We start from the raw sequence: 23,867 nt of genomic DNA on the forward strand, positions 1-23,867 counted from the left end.
CGATAGGGCCATTGACCGATGAAGCCGGCGCCACGGCGCCCGGTTAACGGCCATCGTCGGCCTGACTCTTGTCGCCGTCACAACAATCAGATGCCCCCGCGAGATTGATCCGCACGAGCGGCATCACTACTCTGTGCACATGCACACCAACTCACCCGAAAACGACGACTGCTTCGCGATTCGTCAGGCCGCCCGGCATATTTCCCAGCTTTACGAGCGGCATTTGTCTGAAGCAGAGGTCACGCCTACTCAATTCAGCATTCTCACCGTGCTGCGCCGCGGCGCGCCGCTGACGATGCTCGAACTGGCACAGGTGATGGTGATGGATCGAACCACGCTGGTGCGCGCGCTCAGGCCCTTGCTGCGCAACGGACTGATCGCCGGCGAACCGGACGGGCAGGGCACGCGGCGCTTGCAGCTGGTTCTGACGCAAAGCGGCCGCGCGAGGCTCGATCAGGCCATGACGCATTGGCTTGCGGCGCAGGACGAGTTTGAGCGCAAGTTCGGACCGCAACAGGCGGCCCTGCTCCGACGCGAACTGTTCCGCCTGACACGCGACGTTTCGAAAACCTAAAGAAGATTGGGCCGCTGGCCCCGGTAGCAATTGCAGTTTTCCATTCAATGTAGTGCATATACACAGGTGAAATCATGTCAAGTCCTTCAACTCCTGCTTCTGTCGTTCCCAAGCCGTCCGCCGAGGCGGCCAAGGCCGGGCGTATTCCGTGGATGCGGCTTGCCTACGGGGCGGTGGCGCTGGTGCTGGCCGCGGCGGCGGGCTACTGGTTCTTCGTCCTGCGCTTCGAGCAATCTACCGACGACGCCTACGTCGGCGGCAACGTGACGGTGATGGCGCCGAAGGTCAACGGCTTCGTCACCGACATCCTCGTGCAGGACAACCAGCATGTTGCCGCGAACCAGGTGCTGATCCGGCTCGATGCGCGCGACTACGACGCGAAACTCGCGCAGGCCACCGCCGAGGTGGATAGCGCCCGCGCGGCGGTCGCGGAGTTACAGGCGAAGCAGGTTTTGCAGGCCGCGGTGATCAATCAGCATCAGGCGGAAGTTCGGGCCTCGTCGGCTGAATTGACGCGCAGCGCGGAGGACCAGACGCGTTATCGCGAGCTGGTCAAGGACGATGCGGTGTCCAACCAGATCGTCGAGCGCGCCGACGCCGATTTCTCCAAGGCACAGGCCTCGGTGCAGAGCAGCGGCGCCGCGGTGCTTGCCGCGCAGCGCGAACTGGATGTGCTCGGTGCGCAGATCGCCGACGCGCAGGCTCGCGTCAACACGGCGCTGGCGGAGCAGCGGGTGGCGCAACTGAACGTCGACTACACGACGATCCGCTCGCCGGTCGACGGGTATATCGGCAATCGCACGGCGCGGGTCGGCATGCTTGCCAATATCGGCGCGCCGCTTCTGACCGTGGTGCCTTCTACGGACCTCTGGGTCGACGCGAACTTCAAGGAAGACCAGCTCAAGAAGATGCAGATCGGCGACAAGGCCGACGTCGCGCTCGACGCTTCGAGCCTGCCGCTGCACGGCTATGTCGAAAGCCTTGCGCCTGCGACGGGCGCCACCTTCAGCGTGTTGCCGCCTGAAAACGCCACCGGCAACTTCACGAAGATCGTGCAGCGCGTGCCGGTGCGGATTCGCCTGAATGTGCCGCGGGGGATGGAGAGCGTGTTGCGTCCCGGCCTGTCGGCGACCGTCGAAGTGCATCTGGCCGACGGCTCGCAAGCGTCGAGCAGTCACTAAGCGAACCGGACCTCCATCATGACAAGCGCTCCTTCGCTCGATCCCGCATCCCAGCCCATGCGGCAACGCGTATTTGCATTCGCGCTCATGTGCCTGGGATTTTTTATGGCAACCCTGGATATCCAGATCGTCGCATCCTCGCTGAGGGATATCGGCGGCGGACTGTCTGCGAGTCAGGACGAGTTGTCATGGGTGCAGACCGCCTATCTGATTGCGGAAATTCTCGTGATCCCGATGTCGGGCTGGCTCTCCAAAGTGTTCTCGACGCGCTGGCTGTTCGTTGCCTCCGCGGTGGGATTTACCGTTACCAGCATGCTGTGCGGCATTGCCTGGGACATCAACTCGATGATCCTGTTTCGCGGCCTGCAGGGCGCCATGGGCGCCGCGATGATCCCGACGGTGTTCACCACCGCTTTTGTGCTGTTCCCGGGCAAGCAGCGTCTGGTGGCGTCCACCACGATTGGCGCGTTGGCTTCGCTCGCACCGGCGATCGGCCCGGTAATCGGCGGCTGGATCACCGACCAGTGGTCGTGGCACTGGCTGTTCTATCTGAACGTCGTGCCGGGCGTGGCGGTGGCTGCTCTGGTGCCGAAGTATGTGAATATCGACAAGCCCGATCTGCCGCTGCTGAAAAAAGGCGATTACCTGGGAATCCTGCTGATGAGCGGCTTTCTCGGCTGCCTCGAATATGTGCTGGAAGAAGGGCCGCGCAAGAACTGGTTCGGCGATCACATCATCATCGCCTGTACATGGATCTCGGCGATCTGCGGCTTTCTCTTCATCGTCCATGCGTTGACTACCGAGGACCCCATCGTGGATCTGCGCGCGCTGGTGGTGAGAAATTTCGGCATCGGCAGCTTGCTGTCGTTCATCACGGGGATCGGAATTTTTGTGGCGGTGTTTCTCACGCCGGAGTTTCTCGGTCAGGTGCGTGGCTTCAGTTCATTGCAGATCGGTACCGCGTTGCTGTCGGTGGGCGTGTTCCAGTTGTTCGCGCTGGCGGTCTATGCGTGGGTGGCGCGGTTTGTCGATATGCGTCTGTTGTTGCTGTTCGGCCTGATCTGCTTCGGCCTCGGCTGTTACCTGTATGTACCGCTGACGCACGATTGGGGCTGGCAGCAACTGCTGTTGCCGCAGGCGTTGCGCGGTATCGGCCAGCAGTTTGCGATACCGCCGATCGTCACGATGGCACTGGGATCGCTGCCGCAGTCGCGCCTGAAGTCGGCCAGCGGGCTGTTCAATCTGATGCGCAACCTGGGCGGTGCGATCGGCATTGCGGTCAGCGCGACCATGCTCAACGACCGTCTCAACTTCCACTATCTGCGGCTCAACGAAAGCGTCACCGTGGGCCGTCCGGAAGTGGAGTCCACATTCACGGAACAGAGCGCGCATTGGTCGTCCGTGGCCGGCGACGTCCTCAATACGACCCAGTCCGGGCTTGCCGATCTTCATGCGCTGGTGTTGCGCGAAGCGTTGGTGCTGACCTACTCGGACACCTTCTATGTGCTGTCGCTGTGCTTCATTGTCGCGATAGCCAGTCTGGTGTTTTCCAAACCTTTCTCTAACGGTGCGCCGCCGCCGGACGCACATTGAGGCCTATCATGAAGAAGCTCATCGTAGAAATTCTGGCTTGTCTTTCGGTGGCCGCGTGTGCGGTCCAGCCGGCCACTCACGCGGATCTGCCGGCCACCGTCAAAACGACCGCGCCGCTCAACTGGAGCGTCGAGGCGCCGCAGGATGCGGTGGACGCGAAGACCTGGTGGTCGCAATTCGGCGACCCCGTGCTCGACCAACTGGTGGACTCCGTGCTCACCGGCAACCTCGATCTGCAGGCCGCCGTGGAACGCGTCAAACAGGCGCAAGCCATCACCACGCAAAAGCATGCGGTGCTGCTGCCGGAACTCGATGCGACGGCTACCGCCGCGGATAGCCGCATCAACGCGCCGCCGCCGCTAGGCTATGTGCGCCAGGGCGGCGTGGGTCTTGCGCTGAACTGGTCGCCGGACGTGTTCGGCGGCGAGCGGCTCGATCTGCTGGCCGCGCAGGCGCAACTCGTTGGGCAACAACATGCGGAGGACGCACTGAGGCTCGCGCTCGCGGCCAATACCGCATCGGCCTATGTGGATCTGCGCTGGGCGCAGTCGGAACTGCAGATTCTTCAGGATAACCAGGTCATCCGTCAGCGCGCTTTGCAACTGACTCAGGAGCGTCTCAAGTATGGCTTGTCGACGCAACTCGATGTCGCCCGCGCGCAAAACCAGCTCGATGAATTGCAGGCGCGGATCCCGCGTGCTCAATCGACGATCGAGCACGAACTGAGCCTGATTGCCGTGTATTCGGGCCGCACGCCGGAATCCGTGGACAAGCTGGTGCTGGCCACGCCCGGCCCGATTCCCAACCCGGAAGGCGCGGCGCCGACAACCCTGCCGTCCGAAGCGTTGCTGCGCCGTCCCGATGTGCTGGTTGCCTATGCGGCCGTCGAGCAGCGTGCAGCCGAAGTCGGGGTATCGAAGGCGGAACGTTATCCGAAGTTCAATCTGAATCTGAGCGATGGCTTGCTGGCGGCTTCGTATCTCGGGCTGCCGACATTGACCGACAACCTGTTCAGCGCGGCATTGAATGCCACCAGCCCGATTTTCAACGCTGGACGGATCACGGCGGATATCCAGGAGAGCGAAAGCAAGATGCGCGAATCGCAATTGAATCTGCAGCAGACCATGCTGCAGGCGCTCAGGGAAGTGGAAGACACTCGCAGCGATCTGGTGAGTACGACGGCGTCGACGCAAAAGCTGACCGACGCATTGGGGGCTTCGGATCAATCGCTCAAGCTGGCGAACCAGTTGTACAAGGGTGGTGCAACCGACTTCCTTGATGTGCTGTCGGCGCAGCAGACCTATCTGCAGGACTCCGATTCGCTGAATCAGGCGAGGCGCGAGCATGCGCTGGCTGCTGTCGCGCTGTACCGCTCGCTTGGGGGCGGGTGGAGTCAGGCGGGTGAGCCTGCACTGGTTGCAAACGGCCATGCGACGGGCGGCTGAATGCTTTGCACTTTGCGAGCCGATGAATTAGATTGACCATGGACCGCGTGCCGCACGCCCTGCGTCTGTTTTCGCCGTGGCGAGGCACGCGAACTTGCAGTCAGCAGAGGAGAAGAACGTGAAGACAGTCGGAATCTTGAGCGCGTTATGTCTGACAGTAGCCGTTGCCATGCCGGTGGCCGCTTATGCGCAGGCAAGCGATGCGATGGCCGGAATGGACAACGGTTCCATGCCGAGTGGTAAAAAGGCCGCCTCCAAGGCCGACCGTGCGCTTGCGCGGGCCGTGCGCCGCGCGCTGACGAAAGCCCAGGGCTTTAATGTCTCGAACGTGTATGTGCGAGCGCGCAGCGGGGCGGTGACCCTGTCCGGCACCGTCGATACCGGCGATCAGATCGCGCAGGCAGAGCAGGTTGCGCATACGGTGTCAGGGGTGACGTCGGTTTCGAACAAGCTCACGCTGTTTCATGGTGGGAATGGGTAGGGAGGGGCTGAACACACCCACCTTCCAAAACGCGACATCGGCAAACGAGCCATGGCGCATCGCATCATCTCCTCAAACGCCCGCCCGGCAAGGCGATCCGCCTGCCGCTAACGCCCGTGCTTTTTTCCCCGTGTCGTATTTGCGCAAGCGTCTGTCGCAATTAGTCGGCCTGTCGGGGTTTTTTCTGGCAACTATGTGGGTACACAGTGCGGGCCGGCGCCTGCACCACGAGGAGATGGATTCAATGAATTCCCCAAAGGTCGTGGTCGAAGGTTTATGTAAGGTTTTCGGGGCTAATCCCAAGCTGGCGCTCGATATGCTGGCCAGCGGCTCCACGAAGGACGAAGTGCATGCGAAAACCGGCCACGTGGTCGGCGTTCATAACGTCTCCTTCGACGTTCAGGAAGGCGAGATCTTCGTCTTGATGGGCCTGTCGGGTTCCGGCAAGTCGACGCTGATCCGCTTGATCAACCGCCTCGTCGAGCCGACGGCCGGCAAGGTGCTGGTGGATGGCCGCGACATTGCCGCCGTGCGCCGCTCCGAGTTGACCTCGCTGCGCCGTACCGACATGAGCATGGTGTTCCAGTCGTTTGCGCTGATGCCGCAACGCACGGTGCTCTCGAATGCGGCGTTCGGCCTCGAAGTGGCCGGCGTGGGCCGCAAGGAACGCGAAAAGCGCGCGCTCGGTGTGCTCGAACAGGTTGGCCTCGCAACCTTCGCGCAGAAGCTGCCCGCCGAATTGTCCGGCGGCATGCAGCAACGAGTGGGTCTGGCGCGTGCGCTGGCCGTCAATCCGTCGCTGATGATCATGGACGAAGCGTTCTCCGCGCTCGATCCGCTCAAGCGCAAGGAAATGCAGAACGTGCTGCTGGAACTGCAAAAGAACCAGCGCCGCACGATCATGTTCGTCTCGCACGATCTCGAAGAGGCGCTGCGCATCGGCAACCGCATTGCGATTATGGAAGGCGGCCGTGTGGTGCAGATCGGCACGCCGCAGGAAATCATCAGCAACCCGGCGGACGACTACGTTCGCGCGTTTTTCGAAGGCGTGGATACGAGCCGCTATCTGACCGCCGGCGATCTGATGCAGACCAACGATATCCCGCTGGTGCGCAATCTGGATGTATCGAGCGTCGCGGCTTCGTTGAACGGCAGCGCCGAATACGCCTTCGTGCTCGATGCCGAACGCCGCATTCGCGGTTTCGTCACGCGCGATGCGATCGGCAACGCCGCGCCGCATCTGCGCAAGGTCGAATGCATTTCGCGCGGTGCGTCATTGGAGCATGTGGTCTCGCGCGTCTGTGCCAACGCCACCGCGCTGCCGGTTGTCGACGACGAAGACCGCTATTGCGGCTCCGTCAATCAAGCCGCCGTCCTGAAGATTCTTACGCGCAATCGAGGTTCTCATGTCTGAGATCATCCCGCTCGGCCGCTGGGTCGACGATTCCGTTCACTATCTGCTCGACCACGACGCGAATACGTTCGACGCGATCGGCAAGGCCATCGAGAGCTTCGCCGCGCTGATCGAGCATAGCCTGCAGGCGATTCCGATGTGGGCGCTGATGGCGTTCTTTATCGGCATCGGCCTGTGGCGGGTGGGCTGGCGCTTCGCGTTCTTTACCACGCTCGCGCTATTGCTGATCTATGCGACGGGCTTCTGGGACGAAACCGTCATTACGCTCGGACTGACGCTGTCGTCGACCCTGATCAGCTTGCTGTTCGGTATTCCGCTCGGCATCTGGACGGCCAAGAACAAGCATGTGGCGATGGTGGTGCGGCCGATTCTCGACCTGATGCAGACCATGCCGGCCTTCGTCTACCTGATTCCGGCTGCGATGCTGTTCGGCCTTGGCCGCGTGCCGGGGATTCTCTCGACGGTGATCTTCGCCATGCCGCCCGCCGTGCGCCTGACGAGTCTCGGCATCCGCCATGTGAACCGCGAGATCGTCGAAGCGGGTCAGGCCTTCGGTTGCACGCCGTGGCAACTGCTCTACAAGGTGCAATTTCCTAACGCGCTGCCTTCGATCATGCAGGGCGTCAATCAGACCATCATGATGGCCTTGTCGATGGTGATTATCGCTTCGATGGTCGGCGCAGGCGGTCTCGGCAACGACGTACTGGCGAGTATCCAGCGGCTCGACATTGGACTCGGCTTCGAAAGCGGCCTGTCGGTCGTGCTGCTGGCGATCATTCTGGACCGTATCACCGAGAGCTTCGGCCGCTCGCCGGGCGCGGCGAATGTGCCGCGTTTTGCAGGCTTGCGCCAGGTGATGCGGGTACGGCGCGACCAGCCGGCCGTGCAAAGCTGATTTCGGCAAGCGGCAGTTCAAGGCCGGGCTAAGCCAAACCCAGCCCGGCCAGGTAAAACCAAACTCAACTCAGGCATCGCGAAGGCCTTCGGGCCTTCGCGATGGACAAACTCACCCTGTGCATCATGGAGCGCGACGTGACGTCTGCTACGACTGAATCGGCCCGCCTCAACGCGCCGTTGTCGAGTCTTGCGCATTTCGGTTTTTTGACGCTGCCCAGTTTTTCGATGATCGCCTTTACCAGTGCGATCGAAGTCTTGCGGATGGCTAACTATGTCGGCCGTGCGCAGCATTACCGCTGGTCGGTGCTGACCCCGGACGGCGTCCCCGCGCGGGCCAGCAACGGCATCACCGTGAAGCCGACCCGCACGCTCGAAGAGGCCGGCATGCCCGATGTGCTGATCGTCTGCGGCGGCACGCAGATCCGCAGCGCCGTCGATTCGGACGTCAAGGCGTTGCTGGGCGATGTGGCGGAGCAGGGTGTGCCGCTGGGTGGCATTTGCACGGGGGCGTATGCGCTGATGTCGGCGGGTTTGCTCGACGACTATCGTTGCACCGTGCATTGGGAGGATCTGTCCACGCTGCACAAGGAGTTTCCGCGCGTGCATTTCGCCGATGAGCTGTTTGTCATCGACCGCGACCGTCTGACCTGCACCGGCGGCACCGCGCCGCTCGATCTGATGCTGAATCTGGTGGAAAGCCGCCTCGGACAAAGCCTCGCTGCTCAGGTATCCGAACAATTTATTCTCGAACGTATTCGGAGCTCGAGCGACCCGCAGCCGATTCCGGTCGACGCCCGGGTGGGTTTTTCCCGTGCCGAACTGATCGAAGTGGTGCGGTTGATGGAAGCGAATATCGAAGAGCCGCTCTCGCTCGAGGAACTGGCGCGTCTCGTGCAGCTTTCGCAGCGCCATCTGCAGCGCATGTTCAAGGTCTATCTGAGCGTATCGCCGACGCATTATTACCTGACGTTGCGTCTGCGCCGCGCCCGCGATCTGTTGCGCACGACCGATGCCTCGATCGCACGCGTCACGACCGTGTGCGGTTTTCACTCACCCTGTCATTTCAGCAAGGCATACCGGGCGCAATTCGGCCATGCGCCGAGCGTCGAGCGTCGCCAACCCAATTAAATCAACAGCAAGCAAGTCAACAACAAGCGTGGAGAGAAAGAAGATGAATAGAAAGCTGATGGCCGCAGCCTGCGTACTGGGGCTGGCAAGTGCAATGGCCCATGCGGCCGATCCGGCCGTATGCCGCGACGTGCGTTTCGCCGACGTGGGCTGGACCGATATCGCGGCGACCACCGGTCTTGCCTCGACGGTATTCGAAGGTCTGGGGTATCACCCGACCAAAACCATCGCCTCGGTGCCGATTACGTTTGCCGGGATCAAGAGCAAGCAGATCGATGTGTTCCTCGGCTATTGGGCGCCCACCATGGACCCGATCATCACGCCGTTCGTCAAGGCGGGCACGATCAAGGTACTGGCGACGCCGAACCTGACCGGCGCGAAATACACGCTGGCAGTGCCGGACTATGTGTATAACGGCGGCCTGAAGAACTTCAACGATATCCAGAAGTACGCCGACAAGCTCAACGGCAAGGTCTACGGGATCGAACCGGGTAACGACGGCAATGCGCTGATCAAGAAGATGATCGACGGCAATCAGTTCGGCCTCGGCAAATTCAAGCTGGTCGAATCGAGCGAAGCGGGCATGCTGGTCGAAGTGAACCGGGCGATTCGCGAGAAGCAATGGATCGTGTTCCTCGGCTGGGAACCGCATCCGATGAATGTGCAGATGAAGATCGATTATCTGGCCGGCGGCGACGATGTGTTCGGGCCGAACTACGGCGAAGCGAAGGTGTTCACGGCGACGCCGCCGGACTACGCCGCGCGCTGTCCGAATGCGGCGAAGCTGGTGTCGAATCTGCAGTTCACCACGGCCATCGAAAACCATGTGATGGTGCCGATCATGAACAAGACCGACGCGAATCAGGCCGCGCTGAGCTGGCTCAAGGCGAATCCGCAGGTGCTGGATCAGTGGCTGGCGGGCGTGACGACAATCGACGGAAAGCCGGGCTTGCCGGCCGTGAAGTCGTATATCGCCGCGCACTGAGCTGCAACGAAGTCTCCATGTAGCGGGGCGTGAGTTGGGCCGGCGGGTTCGGCACACGCCCCGTGCTTTTTTGCTGCGTAGTTATCTGCGATCCGTCCTCTATCATGCGGCGCGATTGCCCTGATCACGCGCGGATCTCGAATCCGTTCGCATACTCCTGGGGATCGCTGCCGTCCCACACGCGGCCGTCTATCAGAACCTGCGAGGCGGTCTCAGCCGGAATCGCAATGCCGATACTGTGCGCCGCTTCACGATACAACTGCGTTTGATTGATGGCTGCCGCGATCTCCCGATAGTCGTCGCGGCGCGCGATCATTCCCCAACGCTCGTATTGCGTCAGAAACCAGACACCGTCGGCCGCGCGCGGATAGTTGACCGTGCCGTCTTCGAAGAAGCGCACGGGCAACCTGTTGGACTCCGGCGACACGCTGTCGCGCGTGAGCCGTCGCGCGATCAACGCTTCATCGATGCCGATAAATTCCGGCCGCACCAGCCAGCGTGCAATTTCGTTGCGATGTCCAGGACCATCCAGCCAGCGGCAGGCTTCAAGCAGTGTTTGGACCAGTGCCCGCGCCGTATTGGGGTGCCGGCTCACAAAATCGCGCCGGCAGGCGAGCACTTTCTCCGGATGATCGGGCCATATTTCGCTGCTGTAGGCAATCGTGCGGCCGACGCCGCGCGCTTCGGCGGCGGCGTTCCACGGTTCGCCTACGCAGAGTCCGTCCAGCCGGTCTTCTGCAAGCGCGGGCACCATCTGCGGTGGCGGTATCACCACGCTTTCGATGTCGCGCAACGGATGCACGCCTTGCGAAGCGAGCCAGTAGTACAGCCACATGGCATGCGTGCCGGTCGGGAAGGTCTGCGCGAAGACCGGCTTGCGGCCGAGTGTGGCGAGGGCTTGCGGCAGCGTGCGCTGTTCGGCCAGAGCGTCGGCAAGACGGTTCGATAGCGTGATGGCCTGGCCGTTGCGGTTGAGCACCATCAGGACGGCCATATCCGTTTGCGGACCGCCGAGGCCTAGCTGTACGCCATAGGGCAGGCCGTATAGCGCATGAGCGGCATCCAGTTCGCCGGCTAGCAGTTTGTCGCGCAGCGCGGCCCATGAAGGTTGACGCGAGAGCTCGAGTGTCAGGCCGTGGGCATGCCCGAACTCGAGCAGCTTCGCGGCCACGAGCGGCGCCGCGTCGGCAAGCGACACAAAACCGAGCCGCAGATGCGTCTTCTCGAGCCGCGTGGGCGCGGAGGGTGGGGTAAGGGGAGCAGGTTGGTTCATGAGCCACGCTTCATTTGGGCAGGTCCGCAGCCTCGACGATCTGGCGCGCGATCTCGGCGAGCTTGACGCCCTGGTTCATTGCACGCTTGCGCAGGCTCGCATAAGCGGCGTGTTCGGCCAATTTTTGCTGATCCATCAGGAGACGTTTGGCGCGGTCGATCAGCTTGCGCTCGGCCAGTTCGTTTTCGACTTCGGCGAGCCGCTCGCGCAACTGGCTTTCCTGTGCGAAACGGGCGAGCGCCACTTCGAGAATTGGCGCGAGCTTCTCGGTGGCCAGGCCTTCGACGAGATAGGCCGTGACACCGGCGCTCACGGCATCGCGAATCAGTTGCTGGTTGGCATCGTTGCTGAACATCAGCACGGGGCGCGGCGCGGTCGCCTTCATGACCGCCAGTTGTTCGAGCGTGTCGCGCGATGGCGATTCCGTGTCGATGATGATCACGTCCGGCCGCTCGCTTTCGACCCGCCGATGCAACGCCTGCGAGGTCGTCGTGCCGGCCAGCATGTCGTAGCCGAGCCGCGCGAGGGCATCGCGCAGATCGCCAATCGGCTTGTCGGTATCGGTTACGAGTAATACACGCAGCATGGTTCGAATCGGGTCAGCGACATCAAGGATTCAGCTTGGGTTTTAGCAGTTTTGCGCGGTTCCGGCTGGCGATGGCTGCAGCCTGGCGCGGCGCGGCTGCGCTTGTTGGACGACAGCCGTGCGGGACGCCGTGGAGGGGAGTGGCTATGAGGCCTGGTGCTGCGGTTCATGAAGGTTCCGTCGTCGAATCGCCATCCGGTCTGATGGGGACCGGATGCGATGAACGTCGAACGTCATTGCCCGACTTCAAATACGAAGCGGCGTCTTTCTGGCTGGTAAAGAAGGGGCCGGGGAAGACGCTGTTGTGCCTGGTGGAGCCGGTGACGGTGGCCTTGCGCCGTACGCCGTGCGGTTTCCACTCATGTCCTACCGCGCCTTTGCGGAGGACCGTGAGGTTTAAGCAAGCGGTATGCCATCTGTGGGGATGGGCGGGGAGGATTGCCTGAGCGGAGTGGAGGAGCGGGGGGCGTGCACGATGACGGTGCGAGGTACGCGATGCGCACTGAACTGGCGCGTGTTCGGCATGCGTCGTATCGCGGAGCTGGTCGCGATACGACGCACGGCGTGCGGGTGTCAGGCGGTATTCGACTCCGCTTCCGGCCAGAGTCGTGGGAAAAGATAGCGGAACAGCCTGATCGGCAGCGCGAGTTCGACCGGCCCTTTGGGCGTTCTCGAGCGGACAATGCCCAGCTTGAACAGATCCGCGAGGGCACGATCGGCCGTTCGCGTGGGCAGGCCCATCATCCCTTTGAATCTCGCCCGGTCCATTGACTTCACGGTTCCGAGATAAGCAAGCGGTTGTGCCGCTTCGGTTCTCAGGTATCGGTAGTCGTCTTTGGTTGCTTCGGCCGCGAGCATCTGCGCCAGCCGGGCTTCGAATGCCTGCATCTGCAACATGCCGTCCATAAACCTGATTTGATCGAGGCAGATATTCATGGCAAAGGAGATGAATTTCACCAGACCGCTTTCGCTCAATACACCTCTGCCATCGTAGTCGCCTTTGCGGCGTGCGTCGGCCGCCGCCAGATGTTCATAGTAAGCCGTGTGTTCGCGCGCAAGGCCTCGCATTGGCGACCAGAGTCCTTGCGTCAAACCCAGCGCCGATAGTCCGATATGCGTATGCAACCGTGCAGTACGGCCATTGCCGTCCAAAAACGGGTGAATCCACGCCAGCCTATGGTGTGCCGCCATCAAGGCGATCACGGCGGTTTCTCCCGCCCGGGCATAACGGTATGCCCGATGCCATTCTTCGACAAAGTTCGCCACGGTGGCCGGATCGGGAGGGATATGCGTGCCGACCTTGACGCCCCTGTCTCGCCACACTCCCGGCGTAATTTTCTCCTCATTGCCGTCGTCGTCCATCTGCACGAGGTCGTCCGGCGACAGCTGATCATGCAGATGGCGATGAATGGCTTGAGGGACCTTGCCCTCGAAGAGCGTAGTGGAGTCCCAGGCCGGGAATGTTTCCTCTCCCCACCTTTCCGTAGCGATATGAGCCACCGCGATGCGTTGCTTGCGTGCTTCCGCGGGCTTGCTGGAAAAATCCTTCTGGAGTGCCTGCTCGATCAGTAGAGGCTCAGTGTGCTGGCCTTCTATTTTGTTGGTGTAGTACGAATTCATGGGACGCAGCGCTTCACGCAATAAATCGCGCAGATGCGGCATTCCATGAGCGGCCAGATCTTTGGCTTGCCCGATTACCTCGGCGGCCACCGGGCGCAAGCTATTGAGTTTCGGGTCCGAGGGAAGCAGTGGATGCATCTGATGGACCGCGTGGTACGGATATTTTGATTCAATGCTATCCATGGCAACTTTCTTGGCGGATCTCGTGGTAGATCTTACAAAAAAATTATAGCACAAAAAATCCTTTTATTACAAATACATACACGGTTTGTGGTTGATGTCGTGGTCGATCTTCTGGTAGATATTCAGGCGGTCTTTGCCACGCGCCGGTGGCGACGTATTCATCCCCTACGCCCTTATCCACTCGGGGGTAACCCCTATTCCCACTCCGTGACCACGAGGACTACGATCCGCCTCATCGAATTATAGAACGTCATTCTGTCAGATAGAACGACATTCAAAGGACTCAAAAAGGCTCGTCATGATTTCCCTTCCGCTTTCCGGCATCCGCGTGCTGGATCTGTCCAATGTGCTGTCCGGTCCGTTTTGCACCTACCAGCTTGCGCTGCTCGGCGCCGCTGTCCTCAAGATCGAGAACCCCACCGGCGGCGACCTGGCCCGGCGTCTGGGCGCGGACCCGCAAGCCTCGGCGCGCAATATGGGGGCGTCGTTCGTGGCCGTGAACGCGGGCAAGGAGTCGATGACGCTCAACCTCAAGCACGAGGCCGGCAAGGACATCCTGCGCAAGCTCGTGGCCGACGCGGACGTGCTGGTCGAAAACTTCCGCCCGGGCGTCATGGACCGGCTGGGTCTGGGCGCGAAATCGTTGCTCGAACTGAATCCGCGTCTTGTCTACTGCGCCATTTCCGGGTTCGGCAACGACGGTCCGCTGGCCCACCGTCCGGCTTACGACCAGATCATCCAGGGCATGTCGGGCGCGATGAGCGTCACGGGCGACGCCGAAAGCGCACCGCTGCGCGTCGGCTATCCGGTCTCGGATACGGTGGGCGGCATGAACGCCGCGCTGGCGATCTGCGCCGCGGTGCTGGCCGCGCAACGCACCGGCGAGGGCAGGATCATCGATGTCTCGATGCTTGAGGCGACGCTCTCCAGCATGGGCTGGGTCGTGTCCAACTATTTGAACGCCGGCGTGACCCCCGCACCAATGGGCAATGAAAACTTCACAGCGGCCCCGTCCGGAACCTTCGTCTGCGGCGACGGCATGCTGAATATCGCCGCCAACGAGACCAAGCAGTTTGTTGCGTTATGCGAACTGATCGGCCGCCCCGATCTGCCGCACGATGCGCGCTTTAGCGAGCGCAATACACGCAAGCGTTATCGCGCGGAGTTGAAGCAGGAGATCGAAGCCGCGCTCGCCCTCGACACCGCCGGCAACTGGGAGCAGCGCATGACCGCGGCGGGCGTGCCGGCTGGGCTCGTTCTGAGCGTGCCGGAGGCGATCGGCCAGCCGCAACTGGCCGGCCGCGGTTTCGTACATGAACTGCAGGACGGCGACACCGTGCAGCGGGTGACCCGCGCGGGCTTTCGCTTTGCCGATGGTCATGGCGAGTTGTCGAGCGGCGCACCCGTCTCGCGCGCGCCGCATCTGTCCGAACATACGGATGCGCATTTGCAGCGTCTCGGTTTTGATGCCGGCGCGATTGCGCGCTTAAGAGAAGACGGCGCTATCTAACGTCGCACCGCGAAGAGATCTGATTGGAGGAGACCATGAGACAAGCATCGAATGCCGTGGCGCGCGCCGGATTGGCGAACGCGGTAGAGCACAACGCCGATCAGGAGTCCCAGGCGCGCGGCATTGTCGCGCGGCTGGACCGCCTGCCCGCCACGCGGCATATCTGGAAGATCGTGTTTCTGCTGTCGCTGGGCGGCTGTTTCGAGTTCTACGACCTGTTTATGACCGGCTATATCGCGCCGGGGCTGATCGTGAGCGGTCTGTTCGTCAAGACGTCCACCTCGATCTTTGCCATGAACAGTATCGCGGCCTTTGTCGCCGCGACGTTTCTTGGCCTCTTTATCGGCACCATGGGACTCGGCTTTCTCGCCGACCGTTACGGCCGCCGCCGCATCTTCGTGGTGGCCTTGCTGGCCTATACGCTCGCGAGCATTCTGATGGCGTTTCAGCAAAGCGCGCTTGGCGTGAATGTGTTCCGCCTGCTCGCGGGGATCGGACTCGGCGTCGAGATGGTGACCATCAACACCTATGTGGCCGAACTGATGCCGAAGGATCTGCGTGGCCGAGCGTTTGCCATCACGCAGATCGTGCCGTATTGCGCGGTGCCGGTGGTGGCGCTGATGTCATGGTGGCTGGTGCCGCAGCAGCCCTTCGGTCTCGACGGCTGGCGCTGGGTGGTACTCGCAAGCGCGGCCGGTGCGGCGATTGTATGGGTGATCCGGCTCGGTATCCCCGAAAGCCCGCGCTGGCTCGTGACGCGTGGGCGCCTCGATGAAGCGGCGCGGGTCACGCAGGACATCGAGCGCGTCGTCGAACGTCAATACGGACAGCCGTTGCCGTCGCCCGTGCCGCATACGCACAGCGCGCCCACGGTCGAACGGCGGTTTCGCGACATCCTGAAGGCGCCGTATCTGAAGCGCACGATCATGATGTCGGTCTATAACGCGGTTTCTGTAATCGGCTTTTACGGCTTCAGCAACTGGATTCCTTCGCTGCTCACCAGCAAGGGCATCAATCTGGTTCACAGTCTGCAATACTCGTTTCTGATGTCGATTGCGCTGCCGCTCGGGCCGGCGTTGTTTTTCTACTTCGCCGACAAGATCGAACGCAAGTGGAGCCTGGTGGGCGCGTCGGGTGCGATTGCCGTATTCGGGCTGGCCTTTGCGCAGCAAACCGGATCGTTCGGCCTGATCGTGTTCGGCTTCTGCATGAACCTCGCGCTGACCATCATGACGTACTCGTTTCAGACCTATCAGTCGGAGTTGTACCCCACCGAGATCCGCGCACGGGCAATTGGCTTCGTCTACTCATGGAGCCGTCTGAGCGCGATTTTCTCGGGCTTTCTGGTTGCGTTCTTTCTGCGCGATTTCGGCGCGAACGGCGTGTTCGTCATGATCAGCAGTTGCATGGTGTTTGTGATGCTGCTGATCGGCATCATGGGACCGGCCACCAAAGGTCTCGCACTCGAAGATATCAACCGTTGAAATGACCGCCATGAACAGTACACCTATCGATCCCGCCGCCCTCGCCGCCGATTACTGGAGCACGTCGATCATCGACATTCACCCGGGCTCGATCCAGGTGCGCGGCTATCCGATTCAGGAGCTGATCGGCGCGATCAGCTTTCCGCAGATGATCTGGCTGATGCTGCGCGGCGAATTGCCGGGCGCGGGCGAAGCGCGTCTGCTCGAGGCGGCGCTGGTGGCGTCGGTGGATCACGGTCCGCATGCGCCTTCGATTGCGATTTCGCGCATGGCCGTGAGTTGCGGCTTGCCGCTGAACGGCGCGATGGCTTCGGCGTTGAATACGCTCGACGATGTCCACGGCGGCGCCGGGCAGCAGACCGTCGAGCTGTTTCACATCGTCGAACGGGCGCAGGCGGACGGGGCATCGCTGGAAGCAGCGGTCGAGTCGTCCATTGACGCCTTTATCGTCGCGCATGGCAAATATCTGCCGGGCTTCGGACATCGGTTCCATCCCGTGGATCCGCGTGCGGGCCGCCTGCTGGCGATGGTCGACGAAGCCGCCGCCGAAGGCGTGGTCTCCGGCCGATACGCCGCGATTGCACGCGCCATCGAAGCCCTGCTCAAAGGGCGCAAATCGAAGCCGATTCCGATGAACATCGACGGCGCCACCGCCGTGATCTACGCCGAACTCGGCTTCGCGCCGGAACTGGCGCGCGGCGTCTTCTGCCTGTCACGCGCGGTCGGCATTCTGTCGCATGCGTGGGAGCAGCGCGGGCGCGGCGAGCGCAACAAGGGGCCCATGCCCCGGCAGATGCCGTATCGCTATACGGGGCATGCCACGCGGCATGTCGAGGAGGAAGGGCAATGAACTGGAATCCAACTCCACCCGTCGTCGGGACCGCGGTTCATACAGCCATGCCGCAGACGCTGCGCCGACACGAGGTGACGGAGTGGTCGCGTGCCAACAAGGGCGGGGCAGTGGTGGATTCGTTTATCGAAGGGCCGTGTTTCGACCGCGAGAGCAATCTGTATATCGTCGATATTCCGCACGGACGGATCATGCGGATTTCGCCGGCGCTCGAATGGAGCGTGGTGGCCGAATACGACGGCGAGCCGAACGGACTGGCATGGCATCCCGACGGCCGCGTGCTGATTGCGGACTACAAGAACGGCATTCTCGCGCTCGATCCCGCCAGTGGGGCCATTACGCCGGTGATCGCACGGCGCAACAGCGAACGCTTCAAAGGGCCGAACGATCTGATCGTCGCGAGCAACGGCGATCTCTACTTTACCGATCAAGGCCAGACGGGCTTGCACGATCCCACTGGGCGCGTCTACCGGCTGCGTCCCGATGGCCGCCTCGACTGCCTGATCTCGAATGGCCCAAGCCCGAACGGACTGGTGCTGAGTCCCGACGAAAAGGTCCTGTTTGTCGCCATGACGCGCGATAACTCGGTGTGGCGCCTGCCGCTGCTGGCGGACGGCAGCACCAGCAAGGTGGGCCGCTTTGCGCAGTTCTATGGCGTGAGCGGGCCGGACGGCCTGACGATGGACCGCGACGGCAATCTGTTTGTGGCGCATGCGTCGCTCGGCGCGGTGTTCGTGCTCAATCCGCATGGCGAGGGCATCGCCAGGATCGAATCGTGCGCGGGCCGCACGATCACCAACGTGACGTTTGGCGGCGCGCACCACAGCACCTTGTTCATCACGGATTCGAGCAGCGGGTCGGTCTTGACGACGCAGTGGAATACGCCGGGCCTGGGCGGGTAAAATGATGTTCTGTCAGGCATAACACAGCACTAATGGCCTCTTCCCGTTCTTCCAGCGCCTCCAGTCCCGCCTCTGCTGACGATGCGCAAGCCGTCTCGGGGCCGTCGAGCGCCCCCGATGGCGTCGCCGCGCTCGATCGCGCCTTCGCCATCCTGTTCGCCTTTCGCCCGGACGACAAAGGGGTGTCGCTCGCCGAACTGGCCGCCCGTACCGGGCTCTACAAAAGCACGATCCTGCGGTTGATCGCGTCGCTCGCGCATCACCGCATGCTGCTGCGCTCGGACGACGGTCTTTACTTCGTCGGCCCGGCCACGCTGCAACTCGGCGCGCTATACCAGCGCAGCCTGCAACTCGGGGATGTCGTCCTGCCGTTGATGCGCCGTCTGCGCGACGCCAGCGGCGAAAGCGTGTCGTTCTACGTGCGGCAGAAGGACCTGCGGGTCTGTTTGCATCGGGTCGATTCGACGCATGCGATCCGCGATCACGTCCGCGAAGGCGACGTCCTGCCAATGGACAAAGGCTCGGGTGGACGCGTGCTGAGCGCGTTCGGCGACGGGCGGGGAGAGTTGTGCGAACGAATCCGCCACGACGGCTATTACATGTCGGTGGGGGAGCGGGATGCGGAAACGGCGGGCATTTCGGCGCCGGTGTTTTCGGCGGCACAACCGCTTGCCGGCACGTTCACGCTGGCTGGGCCGCGTTCGCGTGTCGACGAAGCATTGATGCTGCGGATGCGTCAGCTGATGCTGGAGACCGCAATCGAGGCCAGCGAACAGCTCGGCGGCGATGCGACCCCGCTGCGCGCCGCTCTGGCATTGCTCAAGCCGGAGAAGGCGCGCGAAAAGCTCCGCTAGCGGTAGGGCCGTAAGCGGGCCGTCAACGCGACGGCAAACGTGCCGCCGCTTTTAACGACGACGGAACTGCGTATTGCGGGCGCCGCCGCCACCGGAGGCGCGTTCGTCCTTGTGACGGAAGTTGATCCGTCCTTTGGTCAGATCGTAGACCGACAGCTCGAGCGTCACGCGGTCGCCCGCGAGAATACGAATGTGATTCTTGCGCATGCGTCCGGACGCATAAGCGCCAACCACGACGCCGTTGTCGAGCGTCACGCGGTAACGGCTATCCGGAAGTACTTCGTCGACAATACCGTCAAGTTCAAGCAGTTCTTCTTTCGCCATGCATAACTCCTGGTCGATGGGGTAAGGGCGCTTTGCTTAACGGCAAAGCTTGTGATGCGGTAGCGCGGGCAGCCGGGCGGCGCACCCGCGAAGAATGGCGCGGCGCAGCGCTCAGGGCGCGCGCGGCGAAGGTGGAGCTGCCGATCAAAGATCGGCGACCGACTGGCCGTCTACGCGGCCGTCGATCAACTGTTCGGCGTGCGCCATGCACGCGATGCGGGCCTTGCCCGTGCCTTCGAACGGCCACAGATACGGCAGGCGGAACACCCGGCCGTCGGCTGCCGGATTGGCGCCGACGCGGCAGATGCGCACCGAGGCGTCGTAGCCTGCGTCCGGATTGCGGCTGGTCGTGCCGTCAGCGGGGCGGCGCGGGTACACGAGCGGATGGATTTCGTAGCCCTTGTAGGTCTTGACAACTGAATTCATTAAGTCCTTGTCCTGTAATACGTGGCTGGCGTGTCACGCGTGTTACGCGCGGCACAACAGGCCCGGCAGCGCTGCGCCTTGGGGCGCGCCGCCATGGAAAATGAGTGGCACAGGCCCGATGGCAGGGGGCTTGAGCGCAGCCGCGCAAAATCGCGGATTCGATGGAGAAGAAACGCGCTAATGTCGCGCAGACATCAGGCGCATGAAAAACTGCACAACTCGCGACGGCGAATGCGTGCTGCGCATTGCCGGAGTGACGGGATCGCCGACGGGCGGCGGTCGAACTGTCGGGGGTGGTGCGGAGATGCTAAATGCTGCTGCTGATACTGCAGATGCGGCGGAATACAGCTATTTCAATATGATGCACTAAATGGGCCAGGTTGGATAGCAAAAACTGCCGGGCGGACGCCGGCGGGCGGAAAAACGTTGCCGAAAAGGGCGCCGCCGCCCGTGCCGGGCACAGCGAACGCCTTGTGGGACGGGCCCCAGCGAGGGCTGGCGGGCCCGGGTGGAGGTTTCGGGTTAGCGGGTCGTTTCCGCGACGCGTTTCTTCAGTTCGCGCGAGGCGGCAAGCGGAATGCGCGCGTCGTCCCAGACCGCGAGCCATTCGACTTCCTTCGAGGTAAAAATCTGGCCGTGATTGCGCAGCGTGTATTGCAGTGAATCGATGATGTGATTGCGGATGATTTCGGGCGTGCCTTCATCGTCAAGCACGGCGCGAAACGCTTCTAGCGTGGCCATCTGTTGCTCCGTGGAATAGGTTCTTCTTTTATCGCACGAAAAAATTCTGCCCGCCAGGCGAACAAAAATGCACGCGTGTCCGCTAGTCCACAGGTGCATGCAAGACCGCCTCTCTCGCGGATGCGGCGCGGCTCGCGTACGATGCGCGTTTTCCCGCGCTGTATTTCCCTCAACCGTGATCCAAAGGAGCGCGACCGTGCGCTATCAGCATTACAAAGGCGGCATCTACGAACTGATCTGCGAGGCGACGCTCGAGTCGGATCCGAGCGTCACGATGATTGTCTATCGGGCCGCGAATGGTACGATCTGGACACGTCCGGCTTCGGTATTTTTCGAGCTGGTCGAACTTGAAGGCGGCAAGGTACCGCGCTTCGCTCCAATCAACTGATCCCGGCGCCACGCGTGGGCGGGTCAGCCGGATCTCATGAGGACATCTGCATGCGCCTGTTGCTTGCCATCATCCTGCCGTGGCTCCAGTTCTTTACGATCGGCCGTCCGTTCGCGGGGATCATCTGCCTGATTTTGCAGATCACGCTGATTGGCTGGATTCCGGCGGCAATCTGGTCGGTGTACGCGCTGAGCCAGTACAAGACCGATCAGAAAATCGAACGCGCGCTCGGGGCGCGCCGGTAAATCCCTGGCGGATTTTCCCTGGCGGACCTGAACGCAACCGCTCTTACGTTTTTACTCGCCGCCGGTGATCTGACCGGTGATGGGATGCACGCGGCGCGCGAATCCGATCAGCGCGAGTATGCCGAGCGGTGACAGGATAAAAAATGCGAGCAGCATGATGGCATTCGCGATGATGGAGTGCTGTGAGTGTAGTCCGTTGTCCGGATTAGAAAATCACCCCAAAAGACAACACAGTGTTCAGCTTGTGTGAATGAACTAGTCTGGTTTCTATCGCCCATTCAGTTCGGGCCGGCCTGGCGCGTCTTCCAGAAGGGCTGTTTGAAATTTTCCGTAAAGGATGACTTTTTTTTCAGCGACGGAAAATGGAAGCGCAAACGTTAAAGTTGGACCGAAACAGACTGGACGCGATTCCATGGACGCAAACGACGGATTGACGACTGCCGACCTGCCACCGGTTGTCTGGATGACGGGCTTGCCTGGCGCCGGCAAGAGTACCATCGCGCAGGCGCTGCACGCCGCCATGCAGAGCGAGGGCGCGAAAGTGGTGGTGCTCGACGGCGACACCCTGCGCGAGGGGCTGTGTTCGGATCTGGGGTTTTCGGATGCGGACCGCATCGAAAACGTGCGCCGGATCGCTCATGTCGCCAGACTGTTCCAGCAGACCGGACATGTGGTGGTGGTCGCCACGATCTCGCCGCTTGCGATCCAGCGCGAGATGGCCCGCGCGATTGTAGGCGACGGCTTTCTGGAAACCTTTATTTCGGCGTCGGCGGATCTGTGTTCGCAGCGCGATCCGAAGGGCATGTATGCGCAGGCGCGGATCGGCAAGATCGCGCAGTTTACCGGCGTGTCGTCGCCCTACGAGGTGCCGGTCAACCCGGATCTGGTCATCGAGACTTCGCGTTGCCGGGTCGAGAGCGCCGTCGCCACCATCATCCTGCGGCTGGGAAAAAGCGTTCGAACGGGCGGCGTCAAGAGCACCGGCAGGCGGGTGACATCGTGACCCGGATCAAGGTCTGAGGCGAATGCTCAGGAAAGGACTCTTGCAGCGGGGGCGGTTAATCTGAAGAGCAGAAGCCGCTAAATTAGCGTTGCGTGCTGGAAGTCCGCTGCGCGTGAGAGAGTTGCCCCGGTTGCCTGAACAGGCGACTGGGGGTTTTTTGTGTGCGGTGCCTGGGCGAGCGTCTCAGGCGACGGCCGCGTGCTGTTTGATCACGGCGAGCTTTAAGCAGGTGGACCAATCTCCGCCGCATCGGGCACCTCGATCACCAGATCCGACGCGGCCACCGCCACGCAGGGCAGGATAAACCCCTCCGCTTTCTCCTCCCGCGACACGCCTGGCCACTCGATGGTGTAGGACACCGTCCCGCTGACCAACCGGCACAGACATGTGCGGCACGTCCCGTTGCGGCACGAACGCGGCAGACGCAGATTGGCGAAGCCGGCGGCTTCGAGCACGGTCAGCGAGTCGGGGGCTTCGAACGTGCGTCCGAGCGGCTCGACGCGCACCGAAAAGGGGGGCTTGGTGTCGGACATGGCTTCAAACGGGAGTCAGCCCGCCACGATACCGCAGACTCGTCGTGCCGGCGCGCGCCGCAGCGGCGGCGTCATGAAATCGACACCCCGAGCAGCCTCCCGACGCCGAACGTAAACGCCGCCGCAATCAGGCCGATCACGATCTGCCGGAATGCCGAGAAGAGCGCCCCGCGGCCATTGAATAGCGAGGTGAACACACCCACCGCCGCCAGCCCGGCGCCGCTCAAGGCGACACATTGCAGGATCGCCTGCAGGCCATGGGCCCACAGGAACGGCAGCACCGGAAAAATCGCGCCCAGAGAAAACAGACAGAACGAAACCCCCGCCGCCGACCACGGATTGCCGCCGAGTTCGGCCGGATCGATCCCTAGTTCCTCGCGCGTCAGCGTATCCAGCGCCTTGTCCTTGTCGCGCATGATCTGGCTGGCGATGCGGCGCGCTTCGCCCGCTTCGATCCCCTTCGCCTGATAGATCAGCGCCAGTTCGTGGCGTTCGGCGTCGGGCGTATGTTCGATCTCGTCGGCTTCCTTGGCGATCTGCGTGCGGGCCAGTTCGCGCGCGTTCGTCACCGAGAGCCATTCGCCGAGCGCCATCGAGCACGCCCCCGCAATCAGGCCGGCAAACCCGGTCAGGAGGATTGCCTTGTTGCCGGTGCCCGCGCCGGCGACGCCCATGATCAGGCAGAAGTTCGACACGAGGCCGTCGTTCGCGCCGAGTACCGCCGCGCGCAAGTCGTTGCCGGACCGCACGCCCTTGTGCCACGACTCCGCGTTGGCGATCTGCGCGCCTTTCGATTCGGCGTTGGAGGCGCCGTTTCGGGCCGCGTCGACGACCGCCTGCACCACGTCCGCGTGATGCTGCTCTTCGGCGGAAAGACGCGCGGCGTCCGGCTGGTTCGCGTACTTGTTGCGGTCGGCGGTTTCGATGGCGGCGATCGCCGGCAGTACGAACGATGGGCCGAAGGTATGCACGAGTGCGCGCATCAGATGCGTTTTCACGCTACGCCGCGGCAGCCGTGCTTCGATACCGTTGGCGTGCAGCTTGTCGAGCCATACCTGAGCGTGTTCGCGCTCCGAATCGGCGAGCTGCTGAAACACGTCGCGGCGCGCCGTATCTTTCTCGACATGCGCGAGCGTTTCGTACAGCGCGGCGCTGTCGAGTTCGTCGGCGAGGTTGGTGCGGTAGCGTTTGAGTTCGTGTTGGGAGGCCATGGATGACAGATGCGCGCGGGGTCAGCGTCGAAGCTT

General features: G+C 62.3%; 26 protein-coding genes. 18 read left to right on the forward strand and 8 right to left on the reverse strand.

Going from position 1 to position 23,867, the window contains the following annotated elements; all coding sequences use genetic code 11:
- Positions 1-139: 139 nt before the first annotated feature.
- The 9 genes from BUS12_RS07575 (at position 140) to BUS12_RS07615 (ending at position 9,698) form a co-directional block, all read left to right on the forward strand.
- A complete protein-coding gene (locus tag BUS12_RS07575; protein ID WP_074295127.1) occupies positions 140-574 on the forward strand; it encodes a MarR family winged helix-turn-helix transcriptional regulator in 435 nt (144 codons plus the stop codon).
- Positions 575-648: 74 nt separating this feature from the next.
- Positions 649-1,755, forward strand: coding sequence for an HlyD family secretion protein (locus tag BUS12_RS07580; RefSeq protein WP_074295128.1), 1,107 nt, complete (start codon positions 649-651; stop codon positions 1,753-1,755).
- Positions 1,756-1,773: 18 nt separating this feature from the next.
- Positions 1,774-3,348, forward strand: a complete 1,575-nt coding sequence (locus BUS12_RS07585; RefSeq protein WP_074295129.1) for a DHA2 family efflux MFS transporter permease subunit — start codon at positions 1,774-1,776, stop codon at positions 3,346-3,348.
- An 8-nt stretch (positions 3,349-3,356) separates the two neighbouring features.
- The gene (locus BUS12_RS07590; RefSeq protein ID WP_074295130.1) at positions 3,357-4,793 is read left to right on the forward strand and encodes an efflux transporter outer membrane subunit; all 1,437 of its coding nucleotides are present in this window, start codon (positions 3,357-3,359) and stop codon (positions 4,791-4,793) included.
- 118 nt (positions 4,794-4,911) lie between these two features.
- Entirely contained in the window at positions 4,912-5,274 is a 363-nt protein-coding gene (locus BUS12_RS07595; RefSeq protein WP_074295131.1) for a BON domain-containing protein, read from the forward strand.
- A gap of 244 nt (positions 5,275-5,518) precedes the next feature.
- Positions 5,519-6,688, forward strand: a complete 1,170-nt coding sequence (locus tag BUS12_RS07600; protein WP_074295132.1) for a quaternary amine ABC transporter ATP-binding protein — start codon at positions 5,519-5,521, stop codon at positions 6,686-6,688.
- Positions 6,681-7,583, forward strand: a complete 903-nt coding sequence (gene choW, locus BUS12_RS07605) for a choline ABC transporter permease subunit (protein WP_074295133.1) — start codon at positions 6,681-6,683, stop codon at positions 7,581-7,583. Before BUS12_RS07600 ends, choW begins: the two co-directional genes overlap by 8 nt.
- 125 nt (positions 7,584-7,708) lie before the next feature.
- Positions 7,709-8,713: a GlxA family transcriptional regulator gene (locus BUS12_RS07610; protein ID WP_074297231.1), complete on the forward strand. Its 1,005-nt coding sequence runs from the start codon at positions 7,709-7,711 to the stop codon at positions 8,711-8,713.
- Positions 8,714-8,756: 43 nt separating this feature from the next.
- Positions 8,757-9,698 (forward strand): choline ABC transporter substrate-binding protein, encoded by a 942-nt coding sequence (locus BUS12_RS07615; RefSeq protein ID WP_074295134.1) that lies wholly within the window; start codon positions 8,757-8,759, stop codon positions 9,696-9,698.
- Between the two features lie 124 nt (positions 9,699-9,822).
- On the opposite strand, the gene BUS12_RS07620 is transcribed toward BUS12_RS07615, so the two are convergent.
- The 3 genes from BUS12_RS07620 to BUS12_RS07630 all read right to left on the reverse strand — a co-directional run bounded on the left by BUS12_RS07620 (position 9,823) and on the right by BUS12_RS07630 (position 13,360).
- The gene (locus BUS12_RS07620) at positions 9,823-10,971 is read right to left on the reverse strand and encodes a CmpA/NrtA family ABC transporter substrate-binding protein (RefSeq protein ID WP_074295135.1); all 1,149 of its coding nucleotides are present in this window, start codon (positions 10,969-10,971) and stop codon (positions 9,823-9,825) included.
- Between the two features lie 10 nt (positions 10,972-10,981).
- Positions 10,982-11,557, reverse strand: a complete 576-nt coding sequence (locus BUS12_RS07625) for an ANTAR domain-containing response regulator (RefSeq protein ID WP_074295136.1) — start codon at positions 11,555-11,557, stop codon at positions 10,982-10,984.
- Between the two features lie 573 nt (positions 11,558-12,130).
- Positions 12,131-13,360 (reverse strand): Fic family protein, encoded by a 1,230-nt coding sequence (locus BUS12_RS07630; RefSeq protein ID WP_074295137.1) that lies wholly within the window; start codon positions 13,358-13,360, stop codon positions 12,131-12,133.
- 301 nt (positions 13,361-13,661) lie between these two features.
- On the opposite strand from BUS12_RS07630, the gene BUS12_RS07635 reads away from it, so the two are divergent.
- The 5 genes from BUS12_RS07635 to BUS12_RS07655 are packed head-to-tail and all read left to right on the forward strand — an operon-like array spanning position 13,662 to position 18,960.
- On the forward strand, positions 13,662-14,870 hold the full coding sequence (locus BUS12_RS07635; RefSeq protein WP_074297233.1) for a CaiB/BaiF CoA transferase family protein: 1,209 nt from the start codon (positions 13,662-13,664) through the stop codon (positions 14,868-14,870).
- A gap of 35 nt (positions 14,871-14,905) precedes the next feature.
- Positions 14,906-16,354 carry an MFS transporter gene (locus BUS12_RS07640; protein ID WP_083640289.1) on the forward strand — a complete coding sequence of 483 codons (1,449 nt, stop codon included), beginning with the start codon at positions 14,906-14,908 and terminating at the stop codon, positions 16,352-16,354.
- Between the two features lies 1 nt (position 16,355).
- Positions 16,356-17,204, forward strand: coding sequence for a citryl-CoA lyase (locus tag BUS12_RS07645; protein ID WP_437123859.1), 849 nt, complete (start codon positions 16,356-16,358; stop codon positions 17,202-17,204).
- Positions 17,201-18,106 carry an SMP-30/gluconolactonase/LRE family protein gene (locus BUS12_RS07650; RefSeq protein WP_074295138.1) on the forward strand — a complete coding sequence of 302 codons (906 nt, stop codon included), beginning with the start codon at positions 17,201-17,203 and terminating at the stop codon, positions 18,104-18,106. Before BUS12_RS07645 ends, BUS12_RS07650 begins: the two co-directional genes overlap by 4 nt.
- A gap of 32 nt (positions 18,107-18,138) precedes the next feature.
- Positions 18,139-18,960, forward strand: coding sequence for an IclR family transcriptional regulator (locus tag BUS12_RS07655; RefSeq protein ID WP_074295139.1), 822 nt, complete (start codon positions 18,139-18,141; stop codon positions 18,958-18,960).
- A 51-nt stretch (positions 18,961-19,011) separates the two neighbouring features.
- Here BUS12_RS07655 and infA read toward each other — a convergent pair whose 3' ends face one another.
- Together infA and BUS12_RS07665 are read right to left on the reverse strand one after the other, a co-directional pair.
- On the reverse strand, positions 19,012-19,284 hold the full coding sequence (infA, locus tag BUS12_RS07660) for a translation initiation factor IF-1 (RefSeq protein WP_042325066.1): 273 nt from the start codon (positions 19,282-19,284) through the stop codon (positions 19,012-19,014).
- 144 nt (positions 19,285-19,428) lie between these two features.
- Positions 19,429-19,710, reverse strand: coding sequence for a hypothetical protein (locus BUS12_RS07665; RefSeq protein ID WP_074295140.1), 282 nt, complete (start codon positions 19,708-19,710; stop codon positions 19,429-19,431).
- 202 nt (positions 19,711-19,912) lie between these two features.
- Between BUS12_RS07665 and BUS12_RS38755 the strand changes: the two genes are divergently transcribed.
- The gene (locus BUS12_RS38755) at positions 19,913-20,080 is read left to right on the forward strand and encodes a hypothetical protein (protein ID WP_171991613.1); all 168 of its coding nucleotides are present in this window, start codon (positions 19,913-19,915) and stop codon (positions 20,078-20,080) included.
- A gap of 152 nt (positions 20,081-20,232) precedes the next feature.
- Here the strand turns inward: BUS12_RS38755 and BUS12_RS07670 are convergent, their stop codons facing one another.
- A complete protein-coding gene (locus BUS12_RS07670; protein WP_074295141.1) occupies positions 20,233-20,451 on the reverse strand; it encodes a hypothetical protein in 219 nt (72 codons plus the stop codon).
- 196 nt (positions 20,452-20,647) lie between these two features.
- On the opposite strand from BUS12_RS07670, the gene BUS12_RS07675 reads away from it, so the two are divergent.
- The 3 genes from BUS12_RS07675 to cysC all read left to right on the forward strand — a co-directional run bounded on the left by BUS12_RS07675 (position 20,648) and on the right by cysC (position 22,087).
- On the forward strand, positions 20,648-20,839 hold the full coding sequence (locus BUS12_RS07675) for a DUF1653 domain-containing protein (protein ID WP_253190031.1): 192 nt from the start codon (positions 20,648-20,650) through the stop codon (positions 20,837-20,839).
- A 50-nt stretch (positions 20,840-20,889) separates the two neighbouring features.
- On the forward strand, positions 20,890-21,084 hold the full coding sequence (locus BUS12_RS07680) for a YqaE/Pmp3 family membrane protein (protein ID WP_074295142.1): 195 nt from the start codon (positions 20,890-20,892) through the stop codon (positions 21,082-21,084).
- A 412-nt stretch (positions 21,085-21,496) separates the two neighbouring features.
- Positions 21,497-22,087 carry an adenylyl-sulfate kinase gene (cysC, locus tag BUS12_RS07685; protein ID WP_074295143.1) on the forward strand — a complete coding sequence of 197 codons (591 nt, stop codon included), beginning with the start codon at positions 21,497-21,499 and terminating at the stop codon, positions 22,085-22,087.
- Between the two features lie 221 nt (positions 22,088-22,308).
- Here cysC and BUS12_RS07690 read toward each other — a convergent pair whose 3' ends face one another.
- A complete protein-coding gene (locus BUS12_RS07690) occupies positions 22,309-22,620 on the reverse strand; it encodes a 2Fe-2S iron-sulfur cluster-binding protein (RefSeq protein ID WP_074295144.1) in 312 nt (103 codons plus the stop codon).
- Positions 22,621-22,691: 71 nt separating this feature from the next.
- Positions 22,692-23,831 (reverse strand): VIT1/CCC1 transporter family protein, encoded by a 1,140-nt coding sequence (locus BUS12_RS07695; protein WP_074295145.1) that lies wholly within the window; start codon positions 23,829-23,831, stop codon positions 22,692-22,694.
- Positions 23,832-23,867: the final 36 nt, after the last annotated feature.

The organism is Paraburkholderia phenazinium, assembly GCF_900142845.1.
Classification (GTDB): Bacteria; Pseudomonadota; Gammaproteobacteria; order Burkholderiales; family Burkholderiaceae; genus Paraburkholderia; species Paraburkholderia phenazinium_A.

What these genes read in the sequence shown, in the direction of transcription:
- BUS12_RS07610 (WP_074297231.1), top strand. Translation starts at nt 7,709, where the DNA reads ATGGAGCGCGACGTGACGTCTGCTACGACTGAATCGGCCCGCCTCAAC.
- BUS12_RS07690 (WP_074295144.1), bottom strand. Translation starts at nt 22,620, where the DNA reads ATGTCCGACACCAAGCCCCCCTTTTCGGTGCGCGTCGAGCCGCTCGGA.
- BUS12_RS07670 (WP_074295141.1), bottom strand. Translation starts at nt 20,451, where the DNA reads ATGGCCACGCTAGAAGCGTTTCGCGCCGTGCTTGACGATGAAGGCACG.
- choW (WP_074295133.1), top strand. Translation starts at nt 6,681, where the DNA reads ATGTCTGAGATCATCCCGCTCGGCCGCTGGGTCGACGATTCCGTTCAC.
- BUS12_RS07695 (WP_074295145.1), bottom strand. Translation starts at nt 23,831, where the DNA reads ATGGCCTCCCAACACGAACTCAAACGCTACCGCACCAACCTCGCCGAC.
- BUS12_RS07625 (WP_074295136.1), bottom strand. Translation starts at nt 11,557, where the DNA reads ATGCTGCGTGTATTACTCGTAACCGATACCGACAAGCCGATTGGCGAT.
- BUS12_RS07615 (WP_074295134.1), top strand. Translation starts at nt 8,757, where the DNA reads ATGAATAGAAAGCTGATGGCCGCAGCCTGCGTACTGGGGCTGGCAAGT.
- BUS12_RS07640 (WP_083640289.1), top strand. Translation starts at nt 14,906, where the DNA reads ATGAGACAAGCATCGAATGCCGTGGCGCGCGCCGGATTGGCGAACGCG.
- BUS12_RS38755 (WP_171991613.1), top strand. Translation starts at nt 19,913, where the DNA reads ATGAAAAACTGCACAACTCGCGACGGCGAATGCGTGCTGCGCATTGCC.
- BUS12_RS07585 (WP_074295129.1), top strand. Translation starts at nt 1,774, where the DNA reads ATGACAAGCGCTCCTTCGCTCGATCCCGCATCCCAGCCCATGCGGCAA.
- BUS12_RS07600 (WP_074295132.1), top strand. Translation starts at nt 5,519, where the DNA reads ATGAATTCCCCAAAGGTCGTGGTCGAAGGTTTATGTAAGGTTTTCGGG.
- BUS12_RS07590 (WP_074295130.1), top strand. Translation starts at nt 3,357, where the DNA reads ATGAAGAAGCTCATCGTAGAAATTCTGGCTTGTCTTTCGGTGGCCGCG.
- BUS12_RS07650 (WP_074295138.1), top strand. Translation starts at nt 17,201, where the DNA reads ATGAACTGGAATCCAACTCCACCCGTCGTCGGGACCGCGGTTCATACA.
- BUS12_RS07655 (WP_074295139.1), top strand. Translation starts at nt 18,139, where the DNA reads ATGGCCTCTTCCCGTTCTTCCAGCGCCTCCAGTCCCGCCTCTGCTGAC.
- infA (WP_042325066.1), bottom strand. Translation starts at nt 19,284, where the DNA reads ATGGCGAAAGAAGAACTGCTTGAACTTGACGGTATTGTCGACGAAGTA.
- BUS12_RS07680 (WP_074295142.1), top strand. Translation starts at nt 20,890, where the DNA reads ATGCGCCTGTTGCTTGCCATCATCCTGCCGTGGCTCCAGTTCTTTACG.
- BUS12_RS07645 (WP_437123859.1), top strand. Translation starts at nt 16,356, where the DNA reads ATGACCGCCATGAACAGTACACCTATCGATCCCGCCGCCCTCGCCGCC.
- BUS12_RS07620 (WP_074295135.1), bottom strand. Translation starts at nt 10,971, where the DNA reads ATGAACCAACCTGCTCCCCTTACCCCACCCTCCGCGCCCACGCGGCTC.
- BUS12_RS07580 (WP_074295128.1), top strand. Translation starts at nt 649, where the DNA reads ATGTCAAGTCCTTCAACTCCTGCTTCTGTCGTTCCCAAGCCGTCCGCC.
- BUS12_RS07575 (WP_074295127.1), top strand. Translation starts at nt 140, where the DNA reads ATGCACACCAACTCACCCGAAAACGACGACTGCTTCGCGATTCGTCAG.
- BUS12_RS07630 (WP_074295137.1), bottom strand. Translation starts at nt 13,360, where the DNA reads ATGGATAGCATTGAATCAAAATATCCGTACCACGCGGTCCATCAGATG.
- cysC (WP_074295143.1), top strand. Translation starts at nt 21,497, where the DNA reads ATGGACGCAAACGACGGATTGACGACTGCCGACCTGCCACCGGTTGTC.
- BUS12_RS07665 (WP_074295140.1), bottom strand. Translation starts at nt 19,710, where the DNA reads ATGAATTCAGTTGTCAAGACCTACAAGGGCTACGAAATCCATCCGCTC.